The following is an 18,284-nucleotide window of genomic DNA, read 5'->3' as shown; positions in this document are numbered from 1 at the left end:
GTTGCAGCTCGCTTCCCGGCGGGGGTTATCGTTGCCCGAGCGAGTCCGCCGGGGCTCAGCCATGGTAGCAATGCTGGCGTTTACCTTGGTTTTGAGTGCCTGCTCACGGCCAACAACCCTGCAACAAATCAAAGCCGAAGGTGTACTGCATGTCATTACCCGGGTTGCACCCTCAATTTACTACAAAGGTCGCGACGGTCCCACCGGCTATGACTACGAACTGGTGCAGCTATTCGCAGAACACCTGGGCGTAGAGCTTAGGATTCGCGTTGCCGAAGACAACACCGAAATTCTATCTGTGCTGGCCCAAGACTTCGCCCACATAGGGTTAGCGGGGCTATCAGGGCAAAAACAGTTCCAAGGTCAGATGCGGGCACTGGCGACTGGTATAGAAGTAGAGTCAGTGGTGGTGTATCACCGCGATTCTCCCAAGCCCGAAGCTCTTGCCGATTTAGCAGAAAAAACATTGCACATAGTGGCCGACAGCAATCACGAACCACAACTAGAAGAGGCGCGAATTGATGTCCCTCAGTTGTCCTGGCAGGTTCACCCGGGCCTGGATGCCGCCGGTTTACTGGCACGGGTCGAAACCGGTGAGTTGCCATACGCGGTGGTGTCATCCAACGAACTGGCGCTGAACCACGTTTTTTTTCCCGATGTGAAAGAAGCGATACCGCTGGGTCCGCCTCGTGAACTGGCCTGGCTGTTTCCTGCAATGCAGGACCGGTCATTGATTGATGCTGCAGGGCAATTCTTTGGAGTGCTTGCCGAAGACGGCACCATGGAGCAGATCACCGAGCGTTTTTACGGTCATCTGGACCGGCTGAACTACGTTGGCGCGTTAACATTTGTGCGCCACACCGAGAAACGCCTGCCGAAATATGAAAGCTTGTTTCGCACTTACGCCGACCAATTTGCCATGGACTGGAGGCTTCTGGCAGCCATTGGTTATCAAGAATCCCACTGGCGACCTCGAGCAACCTCGCCCACCGGCGTCCGTGGACTGATGATGCTTACTCGCTCAACGGCAAAATACGTGGGCGTCAAGAATCGCCTCAGTGCTGAGCAGAGCATTCGCGGCGGTGCCAAGTATTTAAATATTGTGCATGACCAGATTCCCGACCGTATTGAGGAGCCCGACCGCACTTGGTTTGCTCTGGCTTCTTATAACGTTGGATTTGGCCACTTGGAGGATGCACGCATACTGACCGAACAGGCAGGAAGGAATCCGGATCGCTGGCTGGATGTAAAAGAATTTCTGCCACTGCTGACGCAAAAAGAATGGTACAGCCAAACAAAGTTTGGTTATGCCCGCGGCCACGAGCCAGTGATCTATGTACAGAACATCCGCCGCTACTACGATGTCCTGGTGCGCATGACCGAACCCGCTGCAACACCAGATACCCTTTTAGCCGATGACTCCTCAACACCGTCTGGCAACAATGGCGAGGCACTGATGGCCGCGCCAGAAATTCAAGCCGCTTTACCAGAGCAATTGACTGACGTACCACCTACGCTTTGATCTTTCGAAACTCCGTGCCTTTAGCATTCATGCCGGCTCTACCGCATCCAGCGCAGCATTAATCTGTTCATGAGTAAATCCACGGCGTTGGAGGAAACGCATCTGGCGCAAGCGTTCCTCCAACTGGCCGCGCAAATCTAACAACCCAAATCGCTTACGGCGCAGTCGTACGACCTGGTCACACCAATCTTCCGAGCTCATTGTTTGCAGAGTGTCAGCATTTTCAGACACGCCACGTTGCATCAATTCACCCGTTATGCGCAACAGACCGTAACCCGCCTCAATACGCTGCCGCGCATAGGCTTCGGCAAAGCGTTCATCGCTCAGCCAATCCTGCTCTTGGTAGTCATCCAGCACCGTCTCAATAACCGCTTTTGACAACTGACGCTGCAACAACTTACGAGTAAGTTCAAGCCGACTGTGTTCACGCCGGGCCAGCAGGCGCAGCGCCACAGAGCGGGCTTTATAATCGTCATCCTGATCATTTTCAGATTTTGCCATGACATCTATTTCCGCATCGCTTCACAAAACGCTAGACTAGCGCTCGCGTTCTATACGCCCGGTAGCTTTGTACCTAGAAATCCAAGCGTCCAGCGCCAACCTCAACGGGTGCTGAAGAACGGTAGCGGCACACTTTGCCCGACACCGCAGACTGGTATCAACCAGAAAGATACTTTAAGGAAAACATCCATGGCCGCACTTCTTCGCAGATTGTTCAAATCCCGTACAACAAAGCTGAAAACACCCGCAGCGGCGGTCAACAAACAGCTTCAGCAGGCGGAGGCTGCAAAATCTGCAAAAGAGGATCGCGACGCCCGGATTGCGAAGCAGCTCGAAGCCGTACAAGGCATGCCAGCACAAACAAAACTTGCAGAGCTGGCCATTGGCGGATTAACCGCTGAAGTTCGCAGCCGTGCCGCCAGCGACCTGCGCGACGAAGACTTGCTACACGACGTTATCCGCCAGGCGAAAGGCCGGGACAAAGGGGTTTTCCAAATAGTCCGCCAAACGCTTCAACAGCTGCGCGACGTCCAAGCCGCACAGAATGAACTGGAGGAAAAGCGACAGCAGCTGATTCAACAAGCGCAGGACCAAGCCCGCAGTGAAGACAACACCCTGTACGAGCCACGTCTGGACACGCTGATCAAACAGTGGAAAAGCGTAGAGATTGACGCGAGTAACGAGCAGATTACAGAATTTCTGGGCGCTACCCATCAGTGCCGTGAACGCATTCGCCAAGGGCAGCAACAGCAGCTACAAAAACAGCAACAGGATGAAAAACTCGACCAGCGCAAGCAAACCTTGACGCTACTGGACGAAACGCTGATCCAATTAAAAATCGACGACACCCGCGAGCCGCCCACGCTGACAGCTCTGGACGCACTGCTGAAAACCCAGCTCAACCGCTGGCTTGAAGCCAGTGAAAATACCGACGTTAGCGCACCCGAGCAAAGCCGCTACAACACAGCCAGCGCCGCTCTGCGCGCCTATGTAGAAGCACACGAGCGGCTTACGCAGGTGCAAGAACAAATCGCCAAACTGGCGACCAACGCAGTTCCAGGTGACGGAACCATAGATGATGCAGAGCTTGGCGTTGAGACAGCAGAACAGGCCAAAGCCCTGCTCGTCATACTGGACTGGCCAACGACGTTTCCGCGGCCCGAGCCCATCATTGTGTTACAGACGCTGGCTAAACAACGCAAGAAAGCAGAACCGGTCGAACAGCCAGACTTGCCACGTCAGAACAGCCTTTCAGCAGATCTGGACAGGCTCCTTACGGAGCTTGATAGCGCACTCGAGAACAAACAGCTGAAGCCCGCCAAGCAGCTACTAAAAAACGTCCAGCAAATTTCCAAAAAACTCGATTCCCGGCACCAGAAACCATTTTTTGCGCGCACTCAATTGCTACAAGGCCAGTGTAACGAACTCAGCGACTGGCAGGGCTTTGCCACCACACCCAAGCAGATCGCACTGTGCGAACAAATGGAACACCTGGCAGAGCAGCCTATTGATCCAGAAGCCAAGGCGACTCACATCAAAGAGCTGCAAGAAGAATGGAAAAACCTGGGCGGCTCTTCTGACAGGTTGCTATGGGCACGCTTCAGGCAGGCGTCCGATGCCGCCTACGAACCATGCAAAGCTTACTTCGCCGCAAAATCCGATCTAAAGCATGCCAACCTGGCCACACGCCAACTGATCTGCCAACAACTGCAGGAATTTGTAGCTCAGGCCGACTGGTCTAATATTGACTGGAAAGTGACCGAGCGTATTCATCAAACCGCACGCCAGGAATGGAAGGCCGCATGGCCGGTAGAATTCCGCGACAATCGTCCGTTACAAAAAAAGTTCGACGAGTTACTGAAACAGCTGGACGCTAAACTGAACGATGAACGGCAGCGCAACGAAGCTCTAAAGCAGGCCATCGTTACCAGCGCTGAAGAGCTGATCAGCGCCGAACCGCTGACCGACGCCATGGCGCAAGCCAAGGAACTACAAGGCCATTGGCAGGCTATCGGGATTACCCGTCATCGCGAAGACCGCAAACTCTGGCAGGCATTCCGCCAAGCTTGCGACGCCATTTTTGCCCGTCGTGAACAAGAAAATAGCCGCCAAAAGCAAGCCGTTATGGCAGCCGATGAGCAAGTAACCAACATTTTGGAACGCGCCGACCAGGCCCTGAGTGCAAGCACAAACAGCGATGAACTCAACGCCATCTGGACCGAACTGGCCATCTACAATCCAGAAGCGCTGTCTACCAGCACCCGCGACCGCTACAGCGATGTGCGCCAGCGCTTGCACACAGCCAAACAGCGGCAAGAACTGATTGCTCGCCTGCAACAATGGACCGGATGCATTCAGGCCCGCGGCCAAGCTCCTATCGATAGAACCGACGTTCCCTTGGAATGGACAAAGTTTAATCAGCTCGATCAGCCCATCGATTTTCAGGAACTGGCTATCCGTACCGAAATACTCGCCGACCAGCCGTCACCCGCAGCAGACCAGCGTAAACGCTTGGAGATTCAGGTGCAGCGACTGGCACAGAGTATTGGCGCCGCCGAACAATCGACCAGCCCACTCACAGATGCCGAAAAGCTGGTAGCATTATGGTGCTTGGCTCCGGCCTCCGCCGCCGCCTCCAAAGAGCTGGAACAACGCATGGTAAATGCGCTTGAAAGCTTGGTTTAAGGTTTCTGCGCAAGCAGACACAATCATCCGCATACACCTTTGCGCCGTAATAGTGATGAATGGATTGTCACTTGGCGCAAAGGTACATCTATAGCCAGGCGTGTAACGCTTGCCTACAATCATTAAACAAGTCGCTGGTTGAGTATGTTGACCGCGACCACCAGCATTTAACTCGGTTAGGTAGGTTCTATGTCCATTGTGGAAAGACTTTGCTCACAGCGCGTAGCCCGCAGCAAGCACGTAAAAGCGTTGGCGCTCGCGATTTCGCTTTCCGTGTCTTTCGGGGCCGCCGCCAGCAGCGAGTCGCTCCAAAGCTATCAGCCGGTTACGCCCACCATCGATCAAGCGCGAGCCAACATACTGATTGCAAGGCAACTTCAGTTCACTCATTTTCGCGACTTACGGGTTAGCGATGATTTGTCTGGCGACATCTTCGACACGTATCTGAAATATCTGGACGGTCAGAAGGTCTATTTGACCCAAGACGATCTGGACGGTTTCGTCGATATTCGAGATCACTTGGGTTCGGCCCTGCGCACCGGTAAGTTGCAGCCAGGATTCGACATTTACAATCTAGTGCAAAAACGAATCATCGAGCGTCTGCATTTTGCTCTGAACTTGCTGGACCAAGGCGTTGGCAACTTAGACTTCGGCGGCAACGACAGCATATTGCTAGACCGTTCTGACAGCGACTGGGTTGCTAACAGTGTCCGGCTAGACGAACTATGGACCAAACGCATCAAAAATGCCGTGCTGGCTCAACGCCTGAACGGTAGCGACGACGACACCCTAACAGACACTTTGCGGCAGCGTTACGAAGCCCAGCTCAAGCGCGCTTACCAAGCCCGCAGCGAAGATGCGTTTCAGGCCTACATGAACGCCTTTGCCGGCATGTGGGACCCACACACGTCGTATTTTTCACCGCGCACCTCCGAGAACTTCAACATTAATATGAGCCTTTCGCTGGAAGGTATCGGTGCTGTACTGCAAGGAGACAACGAATACACCAAAGTGGTGCGATTGGTTCCCGGTGGCCCAGCATTTCAGCAAGGTCAGTTGCAACCCGCAGACCGGATTGTATCGGTCACCCAAGAAGGCGAAACGCCTGTCAACGTGATCGGTTGGCGTCTGGATGAAGTGGTCGATCTAATCCGCGGACCGCGTGATTCCGTGGTCACTCTGGAAGTCATTCCGTCTGGCGCGGCCGATGAAACCGTTACCAAAGCCATCGCTATCAAGCGCGATCAGGTCAAGCTGGAAGAACAGAGCGCCAGCAAAAAAGTGATAGAGCTCGATCGCAACGGTCAAAGCTATAAGGTCGGCGCCATCACCATTCCTACCTTTTACGCCGACTTCCAAGCCATGCAGGCCGGCGATCGCAACTACAAAAGCACCACCCGCGATGTGCGCAGACTGTTGGAGGAGCTTCAGGCTGAAGGTGTTGAAGGATTGGTCATTGATCTACGCAACAACGGCGGTGGAGCCCTGCACGAAGCCAACGATCTGGTGGGACTGTTTATAGACAGCGGCCCAACCGTACAAATTCGCAACGCTAATAACGACGTGCAGATTTTAAACGATGAAGACCCGGATGTTGCCTTCAAAGGGCCAATGGTGGTGCTGGTAAACCGAATGAGCGCATCTGCGTCTGAAATTTTTGCCGGCGCCATTCAGGATTATGGCCGCGGCCTGGTCGTAGGCTCTCAAACCTTCGGCAAAGGCACTGTACAAGCAGTGCGGCCGTTGAATCACGGCCAGCTGAAAATCACTCAGTCCAAATTCTACCGGGTTTCCGGCGGCTCAACCCAGCATAAAGGCGTTATGCCCGACATCGAAATTCCGTCGCGCATCGACAACACTCTTATTGGAGAAGATGCGCTGGACCATGCCCTACCCTGGGACCAAATTGACGCAGTTGACCATACCCAATATTTTGACTTTAGCAACATAATTGACGAATTGCGCCTGCGCCACGACAAGCGCTTTGACGCCAGCCCAGAGTTTAGTTTATTACAACAGGAAATCGACTTTCTGAAACAGCAACGCCAGCAGAACTCGGTTAGCCTGAATATGGACGAACGCCAGCAACAGCATAAACAAATCGAACGCACCCGGCTGACCATTGCCAACGCCCGCCGTGAACTGATCGGCGAAACGCCATTCGACTCCATGGAAGAGCTGGACGATTGGCAGGACTTGCAAGCTGCTGACCTGAAATCCAATGATGAAGAAACGGATTTTGTTATCCGCGAAGGCGGCCAAATTATGGCAGACATGCTTGAACTGGACCGCCGCACGGCCGCGCTGCCGGCGATGGGCTCGCCGCTAACGTCCAAAGCACAAACTGCACAGGCGTCAACCGAGCTCTAATCGGGTTCTAACCGAACGTATCCGCTGTGGCGGCTGCGGTGGAATTCAACACCGCGGCCGCCAAAGCGCTGATACCTATTGCCGGTGCGCCGTTCACTGCGCTCCGCCTGAAAGGCTGATTCATGACGGCAGAGACTATTATCGCGGCTGATACCCGTATCAACGCCCGCTGGGTGATTCCCATCGAACCGGCGGATCAGGTTTGGCATCACCACGCGGTGATTGTACATAGCGGTTATATTGTTGCAGTATTGCCCCAGGCCGAGGCCGACACTCATTACCGCACCCGCGAAACTCTGGATCTGCCGCATCATGTGCTGATGCCAGGGCTCATCAATTTGCACGGCCATGCCGCCATGTCGCTCTTCCGCGGCGTCGCTGACGACCTGCCTCTAATGGCTTGGCTGAACGACCACATCTGGCCATTGGAAGGCAAATTTGTGTGCGAGCAGTTTATTGCCGATGGCACCCAGTTGGCCATGGCGGAAATGCTGCGCACCGGAACTACCACCTTTTCGGATATGTATTTTTTCCCTGAGATTGCCGCCCAATGCGCCGCTGATGCCGGCATGAGGGCACAAATCTGCTTTCCGCTGTTAGACTTTCCCACCTGCTGGGGCAGTGGTCCGGAAGAATACCTGCGCAAGGGCGAGCAGTTGATCAATGCCTGGCAGGGCGATGAATTCATTATGCCCGCCATAGGCCCCCATGCGCCCTATACCGCTAGCGATGACACACTGGCTGGCGCCGTCGCTTTGCAGAAAAAGACCGGCGTAAAACTACAGATCCATCTACACGAAACCGCGCTAGAAGTGCAAAACGCCGAACAGCACTCAGGTCAGCGCCCAGTCAGCCGAATGGCGATGCTGGGCGTGCTGGGGCCAGACACCCAGTGCGTACACATGACCCAAGTTGATGACAGCGACATCGAACACCTATTGCACAGCGGCGCCCACGTTGTCCACTGCCCGGAATCCAATATGAAACTGGCCAGCGGCCAATGTCCTGTCCAGCGCCTGGGCAAAGCTGGCGTTAATGTCGCCATAGGCACTGACGGCGCTGCCAGCAATAACGACCTAGACTTGTTCAGCGAGCTGCGTAGCGCCGCGATGATGGCCAAACATCTGGCCGGTGACCCTGCCGCGCTTTCAGCTCACCAAGCACTGCGCATGGCCACCTTGCAGGGCGCAAAAGCCTTGGGCCGGGAACAAGATCTGGGTTCACTGGAGGCCGGCAAGTGCGCCGATATCATTGCCGTTGATCTTAGCGACCCGTTTTTGCAGCCAGTATACAATCCTGCTTCGCACCTGGTTTACAGCCTGCACGGTCGTGCTGTCAGCCACAGCTGGATCAACGGAGTGCCACAGGTACAAAATGGCGAACTAACACGCATTGATGTACCCGACCTTATGCTGCGCGTGGCAGACTGGGCTGAACGCATTGGGCGTTATAAAGCCGGTTAAAATGGCCACACGACGAGCTTTGTGTAACCGTATCCAAATCGCATCACCAGGCAGGCAAACATGACTACTCCCAATTCAGATCACCCTTCAGACTCCAACTTGAACCGTAATGTGGATCGTAACGAAATCGCCAAATTTGAAGCACTGGCCAGCCGCTGGTGGGATCCCACCAGCGAATTTAAACCCCTGCATGACATTAACCCGTTGCGCCTGAACTACATCGACGAACGCGTGTCTCTGCCCGGTAAAAAAGTCATCGACATTGGCTGCGGCGGCGGCTTGCTATCAGAAGGCATGGCCCGCCGTGGCGCCCACGTGACCGGTATCGATATGGGCGAAGCACCGCTAAGCGTGGCGCGCCTGCACGGGCTGGAAAGTGGTGTTCAAGTCGACTATCAAAAAATTACCGTGGAAGAACTGGCCCGCGACCCACAGCACGTCGGCCAATACGACGTTGTTACCTGTCTCGAAATGCTTGAGCACGTGCCAGATCCGGGCTCGGTCATTCGCGCTTGCGCCAGCCTGCTAAAACCCGGTGGCCATCTGTTTGTGTCTACCATCAACCGCAACCCGAAATCGTTTCTATTTGCCATTATCGGGGCTGAATACGTGTTGAGCCTGCTGCCCAAAGGCACCCACGAATGGAAAAAGTTCATTCGTCCGTCAGAAATGTCAGACCACCTACGCAATGTCGGCCTGGATATTCGTGAGCTGACCGGAATGACTTATAACCTGTTGACCAAGGTGTACAAGCTTGGCCGCAATGTTGATGTCAATTATATGATGCATGCAAAGGATACCCGTGAAGCCTGAACTGACTCCCTCAGCAGTGCTGTTTGATTTGGACGGCACCTTGATTGATACCGCGCCGGACTTTGTCCGTGTTCTAAACCGCATGCGCACTGCCTACGGCCTTGCTGAATTGCCGGTGCCGTATATTCGCTGCATGGTATCGAACGGCGCTCGTGGGATGGTTCGTGTAGGATTTGGGCTAGAGCCGGACGATCACGGCTACCAACAGAAACACACCGAATTTCTCGACCTTTACGAACAGAGCATGACCATAGACACCTGCCTGTTCGAAGGTATGGACAGCTTGCTGCGCAATTTGGAGCAGCGGGCTATTCCCTGGGGCATAGTGACCAACAAACCGGTGCGTTTCGCTGCGCCCGTGGTGGCCGCCCTAGGTCTGACGGAACGCTGTGGCACCCTAATCTGCCCAGACCACGTGAGCCAGCGCAAACCTCACCCGGAACCGATGTTTCTGGCCTGCAAAGAAGTGAATGTACGGCCTCAAACAGCTATTTATGTGGGCGACCACAAGCGCGACATAGACGCCGGTATTAACGCTGGCATGACCACCATCGCCGTGCGCTACGGTTATATCGAGAAGCCAGAAGAAGCGGATCTATGGGGTTCCCACTATACCGTCGATAGCGTCAGCGAACTCGCAAAGCTGTTACAATAGTAGTCGTTATATGCCGATACCGGTGGGCAAGTAACCCATCGGGTATTGTCGTACACTTTTTCCTAAACGGAGACAGGTCATGCAGAATTACCAGGCCCCCGCCGACTTACTAAAAGATCGCGTTATTATGGTCACCGGCGCAGGCAGTGGTATTGGCCGCGCAGCGGCTATCGCTTACGCCGCCCACGGCGCAACGGTGATACTGGTTGGCCGCACCGTGTCTAAACTGGAATCTGTGTACGACGAAATTGAGAACGCCGGTTATCCCAATCCCGCCATAGTTCCCATGAACTTTGATGGCGCCGCCATCAAAGACTACGAAGAACTGGCGATGACCCTGGAAGACAATTTCGGCAAACTCGATGGCCTGCTGCACAACGCCGCGGTTTTGGGCGATCGAAGCCCGGTGGAACTGTACAACCCGGAAAAATGGGCCAAGGTGATGCAGGTCAACAGCATGTCGCCGTTCCTGCTGAGCCGTGCAATGATACCGTTGCTGCGCAAGTCCGGTGATGCATCAATGATCTTTACCTCGTCTAGCGTAGGGCGATCCGCGCGGGCCTACTGGGGTGCCTATGCAGTATCAAAATTTGCGGTGGAAGGGTTAAGTCAACTACTGGCCGACGAGCTCGATGACGAGCGAAATAACATTCGCGTTAACACCCTGAACCCGGGTGCTACCCGCACCAACATGCGAGCACACGCGTACCCGGCGGAAAACCCCCAGCAAAACCGGGCACCGGAAGAATTGATGCCCATTTACCTGTACCTGATGGGATGCGACAGCGCAGGGGTTAACGGACAGCAGCTAGACGCCCAGCCAAAATAATGGATCTGTCTTTCTATACCACCGCCCAGTGCCATTTGTGTGAACTTGCAGAGGCGCTATTGGTCAACACCCCTACTCCACAGCCAATACCCGTGAACGTGGTAGATATTGCCCAATCAGAGCAGTTGGTCGCCCGCTACGGCACTCGCATACCGGTTTTACGCCGCAGCGACACCGGCAATGAACTAAGCTGGCCATTTACCCAAGACCAGCTTCTTAGCTTTTTACAATGAGGTTTACCTGACATGCTGATGGTGATTTCCCCTGCGAAAACTTTGGATTACAAAAGCCCGCTGGCAACCGAACACCATACCCAGCCCAACTTCCTAGAGCCAGCACGGGAGCTGATTGACCAGCTCAAAGAACTGGAGCCGCACCAAGTCAGCAACTTGATGAGCATTAGCGACAAGCTGGGACAGCTGAACGCCGAGCGTTTCAGTGATTGGAGCACGCCGTTCACGCCCAGCAATGCCCGCCAGGCAATTCTTGCGTTCAAGGGTGATGTCTACACCGGTCTGGATGCGGAAAGCTTCAGTGACAGCGAGTTCCAGTTCGCGCAAAAACACCTGCGCATGTTATCCGGGCTTTACGGGGTACTCAAACCGCTCGATCTGATGCAGCCCTACCGCCTGGAAATGGGTACAAAATTTGAAAACCAGCACGGTAAAGACCTTTATGCGTTCTGGGGCGACACCATCACTCAAGAGGTCAATCGTCTGCTAAATGACGACGACGGCGTACTGGTGAATCTGGCATCTAATGAGTATTTCAAAGCGGTGCACAAGAAAGACCTTGAAGGACGGCTGATCACCCCCAACTTTAAAGATCAAAAAAATGGCCAATATAAAATCATCAGTTTTTATGCCAAAAAAGCCCGCGGACTGATGTGCCGCTACGCCATAAAAAATGGCATCACCAAAGCCGACGACCTGAAAAAGTTTGACCTTGACGGCTACTACTTCAGCCCCGAGCAGTCTGATGCCAACAACTGGATCTTCCTGCGCGAGGAGCAAACCAAGGCCTGATTCTGCGGCTTGGCGGCTATATAACCCAAATACTCTTTGCCCGGAGCACTTTAAGCCGGAGCAAAGTTAACTGTTGCTGATTTTAAACTTTCAAGGGGACTGTTTATGAACGAAGCGGTATTCTCAAAAATTTCCATGGCTGTCCTATTGACCGGGCTTATCGTCTGGATGGGCCTTATTGTCTGGGATCTGGCCAAAAAATCCAAAGCAGGGAGATTCGGCACTTTTATGATGTTTACTATCATGGGAGCGGGCGTGCTGGGCTTTGTCATCAAAACCGTGCTGGTTGAAATCATCCAGATATAGCGGCGCTATCTATTGCAGTTGAACCTTTTACAATTCAACATCTGCTTTTTTCTACCCCTGCACGATCTGATTTTGACTCAAGGATGCTTCCAGTATGTGGTTTCGCAATGCCCGTGTTTTTCGTTTTACCAAGCCCTTCAATATCACCGCCGATGAACTGGAAGAAAAGCTCCAGGCAGACACGTTCAAACCCTGCGGGCCTCAAGAAACCACACGCCAGGGCTGGGTAGCACCACTGGGCAAACATGGTGAAACTCTGGTGCACAGTGCCAATGGCTATCACCTGATTGCACTGCGCCGGGAAGACAAGATCTTGCCCGGCTCGGTGGTTAAGGAACTGGTGGAAGAGCGCGCCGAAGTCATTGAGACTGATCAGGGCCGAAAAGTACGCCGCAAGGAAAAAGACGAGCTAAAAGAACAGGTCATGCTGGAAATGCTGCCTCAAGCGTTTTCCAAAAACCGCCGCAGTTTCGCCTATCTGGCACCGAAGGATGGCGTAATGGTGGTGGATGCGGGGTCAGCCAAACAGGCCGAAGAAATCGCTTCGGCGCTGCGCAAAAGCATCGGGTCTTTGCCCGTGCGGCCGCCCGCCGTGGAACAGGCGCCCGTCTTCACCTTTACTGGCTGGCTGGACGAATCCATTGATTTACCGGCGCAAGTTGAGCTGGGCGATGAATGCGAGCTGAAAGACCCAGCGGAAGACGGCGGCGTTGTACGTTGTAAAGGCATGAACTTGCAGGCGGATGAAATTCAAAACCATCTTCAGGCTGGCATGCAAGTCACCAAACTGGCCATTACCTGGGACGACAACGTGTCGTTCGTGCTCGACGAAGAGCTGGGCATTCGTCGCCTCAAGTTCGGTGAAACTCTGCAAGAACAGCTGGACAACGTTGACGCTGACGACGCCCTGGCGAAATTCGACGCCAGTTTTAGCTTGATGACCCTGGAACTCGCAAAGCTGATTCCAGGGCTGCTCGAAGCTCTAGGCGGCGAAGACCGCTCGGCTTTAATAGATGGCGAAGACCGCCCTGCCCCGGTCAGCGAGTAATCCAAAACGGGCGGCGTGATTGAAGGATCAATGGCCGCCCTTGTTTAATCGCTCCCTCTGCCAGTCTTTTTCAGGTTCGTTCAATACCAGGCTCAGGTCCATCACTTCCTCATTCTGATTGAACTTGATGTGAAAGCCCAGATACTCGGCCAGGTTCAGCATGGGCCGGTTGTCTGGCAGTACATCCCCCACCATTTCCGCGGTGCCACGGGCACGGCAGTAGTCGATCATTTTCCCCATAAGCGTCTTGCCCAAACCTTCGCCCTTCATTTTGTCGTGTACCATCACCGCAAACTCGCAACGCAAGTTATCTGCGTCGGTCCAGGTGCGCACGGTACCCAGGGTTTCTTCGCCTTCGCCGTCTTCGCGGGCCGCATTGGCAATGAACACCATCTCGCGGTCGTAATCAATCTGCACCATCTGCGCCACGTCTTCGCGGGAAAAATGCTTGCGATACTGGAAGAACCGATAGCGAATAGACTCCGGTGACTGCAGTTCGTGAAACGCCCGATGGGCAGGCTCGTCTTCTGCAAGCACCGGCCGAATAATCACACGACGGCCGGATCTTGGCAGCACTATCCACTCCTCAAGCTCCCGCGGGTAAGGCTGAATAATCCGTTTGCCCGGCTCGTTAGACAGGTTGATTGCCACATTAACGGCCACCGCGCCTTCGTCGTTAAACAACAGCGGCGAAATTTCCAGCCCTTGAATCTCCGGAATGTCGATCACAATTTGCGACAGAGTCACCAGGGTTTCCGACACAGCGCGAATATCATGTTCCGGTTCCAGGCTGTGCTCTTTCAGGAGCTTGTACATATAGGTGCGCCGTAAAAGCTCGCGCGCCAGCACCATATTCAACGGCGGAAATGCAATCTGTCGGTCGGTCATGACGTTGATCTGGGCGCCAGCAGCACCGCACACTACCAAGGGACCGAACAGCGCATCACGGGTGATGCCGACGCTGAACTCAATCCCGCCCACATGCTGATAGGAGAACTGCACCGCAAAACCCAAAAAACCGCTTTCCGGAAAATGCTCGCCGTAGTCCTCCAACAAACTCTGACAGCCATCAATAATGGCTGCCTCGCTGTTAAGCTTAGGCATGGTGCAGTTGTAGCGTTTCTGATTGGGACTGTAAGACTGAAACGGATGGCAGGCCTGCTCGTGCACCAAGGTAATATCCATCGGCCGACGCTCTACCGAGAATGCCCCCAGCACCTCATCTACATCGTCGCAAAATAGTGTGTCTATGGCGCGAATGTTATAATCACTGAGCACGCCGCGCGCTTCCTCATTAGTCAAATAATGACGCCCGGCACGCAACGCATTCACAATCACCCGGCGGGTTTTGCTGTGGTCTGACAAATGATCAGTAAACGATTCCGGGGTCTCTGTCAGCAGGCGTTGCACTCGCTGATGACGCACATGCTGCATGAACGCCATCACCGCTTTTTCCGGATTGAAGAACGACGGCACGCCGGCGCGATAAAATTCTTCACGGGATTCCATCACCGTGCTCTGGCCCAGCCAGCAGGTAAATACGTTAAGCCGTGTGCCCTTTATGGCCTGGATCACCGAGTTGGCAATTTCGCGACTATCGCCGGCCAGGCTTGGCGCGTACATCACCAACACGTTCGCAAGCTCTGGTTCTTTCGACAGAATTTTCAGTACTTCTGCGTAAAGCTCCGGCGAGACGCTGTAACCCAGATCAATAGGGTTACGGCGCGTCCAATACGGTGGCAGCAGCTCTGCCAAAGCCTTAATGGCCGATTCAGATAAGGTCGCGAGTTCACCACCCAGATACGCCAAACGGTCTACTGCCAGCACGCCCGGCCCAACACCGTTGGCCATCATAACCAATGATTCACGGCGCAGAGGCTTCATGCGAGTCAGCGTTTCCAGAGCATCAAACATCTGCCCCAGGCCATCTACCCGCAGCACACCGGCGCGTTTGAGCATGGCATCGTAGATAGGGTCGCTGTGTTTGATGCCAGCCGGCAGTTCGTGAACGAACCATTCCGATTCCGGCACCCGACCAGACTTCAAGGCAATAACCGGTTTTGTGCGCGACGCTATCCGCACCGATGACATAAAACGGCGCGGGTTAGGCACGCTCTCAAGGTGCAGTAAAATGGCGCGGGTGCGGGTATCTTGGGCCAGGTAATCGATAAGGTCATCATGGTCGATGTCCATGCCATCGCCCAGTGTCAAAAAATATGAGAAACCGACACCGCGGGCAAAAGCCCAATCCAGCACCGCACTGGCAATGGTGCCCGACTGGCCAACAAAAGCCACCCGACCCGGAACGGCACCCATGTGGGCGAAGGTAGCGTTCAACTTGCGTGCCGGCACCATTAGCCCAATGGTGTTGGGCCCTAGCACCCTGATTCCGCTTTCACGAGCAGCGTCGCGGACCGAATACATCAACGGCCGGCCAGTTTTGCTGTGGCTGCGCGACATACCACCAGTCATCACAATGGCGGTACGTGCACCAGCCTTGCCCAAGCGCCGGATCATTTTCGGTACGGTTTTCGGCGGCGTACAAATAATCGCCAATTCCGGCACGAACGGCATATCGGCAACACTTTTTGCGCAGGCCACGCCGTGAACGTTCTCGTAATCGCTCGGGTTCAGAACAAGCAGTTTGCCAGGGTAATCGCCACCCAACAGGTTGCGTAAAACCATACCGCCCAGGTTGTCAGCACGCTCAGAAGCACCCACAACCACAATAGACTCGGGATTAAACAGGCTTTCCAGGTATCGAGTGCTCAAGCGCAGGTTCCTTATGGATCAGAGTCATCCTGATCAGTGTATCTTAGGCGCTGATAAATGGGTGCAAAACGTCAATTGGCGTAATTTTGACTACAATTAGGGTTAGACCAAAGAAAGACCGCAACCGATTTTTTCCTGATATCATTAAAAAAATACAATAACCCAGAGGGGCAGCCAACGTATTATGACAACGGCCTTTTTTTCCCACGACGACGGCAACAAACACAATATGGGCCCAGAGCACCCAGAACGCCCTGAGCGCATTGCCGCCATTCAAAGTTACCTGGCAGACACCGCACTCGCCCAGGATCTTGACTACGTTCGCCCGGATGAAATTACCCGCGATCAACTGCTGACTGTTCACCCCGAAAGCTATCTAAAGCAACTCGACATGATGCAGCCAACCCGTGGCCGCGTGTTCACCGACCCAGACACCGCAATGACGCCCGATACCCTGCGCGCTGCGCGCCTGGCGGCCGGGGCCAACATTCAGGCAGTTGATATGGTGATGAGCAGCCAGATCACCAATGCGTTCGTGTGCGCCCGCCCGCCTGGCCACCACGCCGAACGCAGCAAATCCATGGGTTTCTGTTTTTACAACAACGTGGCCCTGGCGGCCATGCGCGCACTGAGCTTTCACCGCCTTGAACGAGTCGCGATTATTGATTTTGACGTTCACCAAGGCAACGGCACCGTAGACATTGTCGGCGGTGATGAACGCATTCTTATGTGTTCAAGTTTCCAGCACCCGTTTTACCCGCACACTCATGTACACCGCCAGGCTGAGAACATCATTAATATTCCGCTGCCGGCGGATTGCTCAGCACTGGATTATCGCCACGCCGTGGAAGCTGGCTGGCTGAAACTGCTGCAGAACTTCAAGCCACAACTGATATTGATTTCCGCAGGCTTTGACGCGCACAAGCTAGACCCGATGGGCGAATTCAATCTGGAAACAGAGGATTTTCGCTGGATAACCGAAATGCTAACGAGCGTTGCCAAAGACCACGCCAATGACCGGATTGTCTCAACACTCGAAGGTGGGTATCACCTGAAGGCTCTTGCGGAAAGCGTGGCCACCCATCTAGAAGTGCTGCACGCGGTAAGGTGAATCCGCGCCGGCGCCATTAACCCGAGTCAGGCTCAGTGGTAACGCTGGCCTGCTGCAACTGCGTGCTATCGCCCTCTCGCTCCATGCGAATAACAACACGCCGGTTTTGCGCTGAATTTCCTGACGCAGAAAATTGGTCACCGTGAGCGCGCACCGTAATTTTGCTTTCTGCGACACCCTGGCTTTTCAGATAACCCGCCACCACCTCGGCGCGATCTTGCGCCAACTTCCGGTTATCAATCCGGCTTCCCGTTCTGTCGGTATGTCCGTCCACCAATACCGCAGTCACCGTTGAGTCGGCCAGTACATAGGCCACAATCTTATCCAGGCTGCGCCTGTCAGCGTCGTTCAATGCCACACTGGCCGAAGAAAACAAAATCTGCGAACCCTGCAACTGATCCAAATTGGCCGGCAACAGATTACCCGCACAGGCAAGATAGCCTTGAAATGGCGAAGCAAAATTGATGTTCGACACGTGCACCCGCACCAGTTGAGCATCGAACCAGGACTGCCGGGTGAGTGTCGGCGAAAGGCCATCCAGCAAACCATACGCAACCTGCATGCTCTGGATTGCGCTTAGCACGACCGCACGGCTGCCTTCCGGAACTGTCACCAGGCCCAATGACCGCGGCGCAACGCCAGGCCTCCAGCTTGGCGCCTCCGCCACCAGCATCCCTCTGCCGGGGCGCATTAGCGGTGTGTCGGCTTCCAGCGAAAAAAGCAGGCTTTCACCCGCGCGGTGGCGGAAGGTTGCGCGACCATAGCCAGGCACCTCGTGTACCAGCGCACATTCAAAGACCGACTCCGACAAATACCACTGGCTGTTTTCGATGCCCGCGCCAAAACTGGTTGCCAGCGCAGGAGCGCTTAGTAAAGGGCAAACCATCAAGGCTACCGGCAAACAACGGGTCAACAATTTCATTCGCAACGCCATTGATCACTACCTTTGGGGGGCGTCATGGCCACACCGGGTGACCGCTCAACGCACGGTTTCCTTAGGTATCGGCCAGTCGCTTTGCATCTTTAGGTTGCCACCCATTTTTATAACGCAGCCAGTACCATCTAAGGTCTCTTGAGTAGAACAAACCGCGCAACCTTCTGTTACAATATTTCCAATTTTTCGGCGCCGCAATGCATCTTTCGCGCATAGTACGCTACATCGGTTTTTTAATGAGTGACTCGCA

The 18,284-nt window shown here is 54.4% G+C and carries 15 protein-coding genes; 12 read left to right on the top strand and 3 right to left on the bottom strand.

All coding sequences use genetic code 11. From position 1 onward, the window contains the following. Positions 1–70 precede the first annotated feature (70 nt). Positions 71–1,522 carry a membrane-bound lytic murein transglycosylase MltF gene (gene mltF, locus ABA45_RS06510; protein ID WP_406564662.1) on the top strand — a complete coding sequence of 484 codons (1,452 nt, stop codon included), beginning with the start codon at positions 71–73 and terminating at the stop codon, positions 1,520–1,522. Between the two features lie 27 nt (positions 1,523–1,549). Here the strand turns inward: mltF and ABA45_RS06505 are convergent, their stop codons facing one another. Next, positions 1,550–2,023 (bottom strand): regulatory protein RecX, encoded by a 474-nt coding sequence (locus ABA45_RS06505; protein WP_048384813.1) that lies wholly within the window; start codon positions 2,021–2,023, stop codon positions 1,550–1,552. Between the two features lie 189 nt (positions 2,024–2,212). Between ABA45_RS06505 and ABA45_RS06500 the strand changes: the two genes are divergently transcribed. The 10 genes from ABA45_RS06500 to rdgC all read left to right on the top strand — a co-directional run bounded on the left by ABA45_RS06500 (position 2,213) and on the right by rdgC (position 13,217). Further along, positions 2,213–4,708: a DUF349 domain-containing protein gene (locus ABA45_RS06500; protein WP_048384812.1), complete on the top strand. Its 2,496-nt coding sequence runs from the start codon at positions 2,213–2,215 to the stop codon at positions 4,706–4,708. Positions 4,709–4,897: 189 nt separating this feature from the next. Next, positions 4,898–7,078 (top strand): carboxy terminal-processing peptidase, encoded by a 2,181-nt coding sequence (locus ABA45_RS06495; protein ID WP_048384811.1) that lies wholly within the window; start codon positions 4,898–4,900, stop codon positions 7,076–7,078. Positions 7,079–7,200: 122 nt separating this feature from the next. Continuing rightward, entirely contained in the window at positions 7,201–8,541 is a 1,341-nt protein-coding gene (locus ABA45_RS06490) for a TRZ/ATZ family hydrolase (RefSeq protein ID WP_048384810.1), read from the top strand. Between the two features lie 60 nt (positions 8,542–8,601). Continuing rightward, positions 8,602–9,354: a bifunctional 2-polyprenyl-6-hydroxyphenol methylase/3-demethylubiquinol 3-O-methyltransferase UbiG gene (ubiG, locus tag ABA45_RS06485; protein ID WP_048384809.1), complete on the top strand. Its 753-nt coding sequence runs from the start codon at positions 8,602–8,604 to the stop codon at positions 9,352–9,354. Further along, complete coding sequence (locus tag ABA45_RS06480) at positions 9,344–10,009, top strand: HAD-IA family hydrolase (protein ID WP_048384808.1); 666 nt, start codon at positions 9,344–9,346, stop codon at positions 10,007–10,009. Before ubiG ends, ABA45_RS06480 begins: the two co-directional genes overlap by 11 nt. A 79-nt stretch (positions 10,010–10,088) precedes the next feature. Then, a complete protein-coding gene (locus ABA45_RS06475) occupies positions 10,089–10,838 on the top strand; it encodes a YciK family oxidoreductase (protein ID WP_048384807.1) in 750 nt (249 codons plus the stop codon). Next, positions 10,838–11,071, top strand: coding sequence for a glutaredoxin family protein (locus ABA45_RS06470; RefSeq protein ID WP_014870683.1), 234 nt, complete (start codon positions 10,838–10,840; stop codon positions 11,069–11,071). The genes ABA45_RS06475 and ABA45_RS06470 overlap by 1 nt, the downstream gene beginning before the upstream one ends. Before the next feature lie 12 nt (positions 11,072–11,083). After that, on the top strand, positions 11,084–11,863 hold the full coding sequence (gene yaaA / locus ABA45_RS06465; RefSeq protein ID WP_048384806.1) for a peroxide stress protein YaaA: 780 nt from the start codon (positions 11,084–11,086) through the stop codon (positions 11,861–11,863). A 105-nt stretch (positions 11,864–11,968) separates the two neighbouring features. Continuing rightward, positions 11,969–12,169, top strand: coding sequence for a DUF2788 domain-containing protein (locus ABA45_RS06460; RefSeq protein ID WP_048384805.1), 201 nt, complete (start codon positions 11,969–11,971; stop codon positions 12,167–12,169). Between the two features lie 94 nt (positions 12,170–12,263). Continuing rightward, a complete protein-coding gene (gene rdgC, locus ABA45_RS06455; RefSeq protein ID WP_048384804.1) occupies positions 12,264–13,217 on the top strand; it encodes a recombination-associated protein RdgC in 954 nt (317 codons plus the stop codon). A gap of 27 nt (positions 13,218–13,244) precedes the next feature. On the opposite strand, the gene ABA45_RS06450 is transcribed toward rdgC, so the two are convergent. After that, positions 13,245–15,989, bottom strand: coding sequence for a bifunctional acetate--CoA ligase family protein/GNAT family N-acetyltransferase (locus tag ABA45_RS06450; RefSeq protein WP_048384803.1), 2,745 nt, complete (start codon positions 15,987–15,989; stop codon positions 13,245–13,247). A gap of 184 nt (positions 15,990–16,173) precedes the next feature. Here ABA45_RS06450 and ABA45_RS06445 point away from each other — a divergent pair, with 184 nt between their 5' ends. Continuing rightward, complete coding sequence (locus ABA45_RS06445; protein ID WP_048384802.1) at positions 16,174–17,100, top strand: histone deacetylase family protein; 927 nt, start codon at positions 16,174–16,176, stop codon at positions 17,098–17,100. Positions 17,101–17,116: 16 nt separating this feature from the next. Here ABA45_RS06445 and ABA45_RS06440 read toward each other — a convergent pair whose 3' ends face one another. Then, complete coding sequence (locus ABA45_RS06440; RefSeq protein WP_227506152.1) at positions 17,117–18,022, bottom strand: flagellar protein MotY; 906 nt, start codon at positions 18,020–18,022, stop codon at positions 17,117–17,119. Positions 18,023–18,284 lie beyond the last annotated feature (262 nt).

The sequence above is a fragment of the Marinobacter psychrophilus genome (genome assembly GCF_001043175.1).
In the GTDB taxonomy this organism is placed as follows: domain Bacteria; phylum Pseudomonadota; class Gammaproteobacteria; order Pseudomonadales; family Oleiphilaceae; genus Marinobacter; species Marinobacter psychrophilus.
Note: the sequence above shows the minus strand (reverse complement) of the source record. Positions and strands in the feature narration are given on the sequence as shown.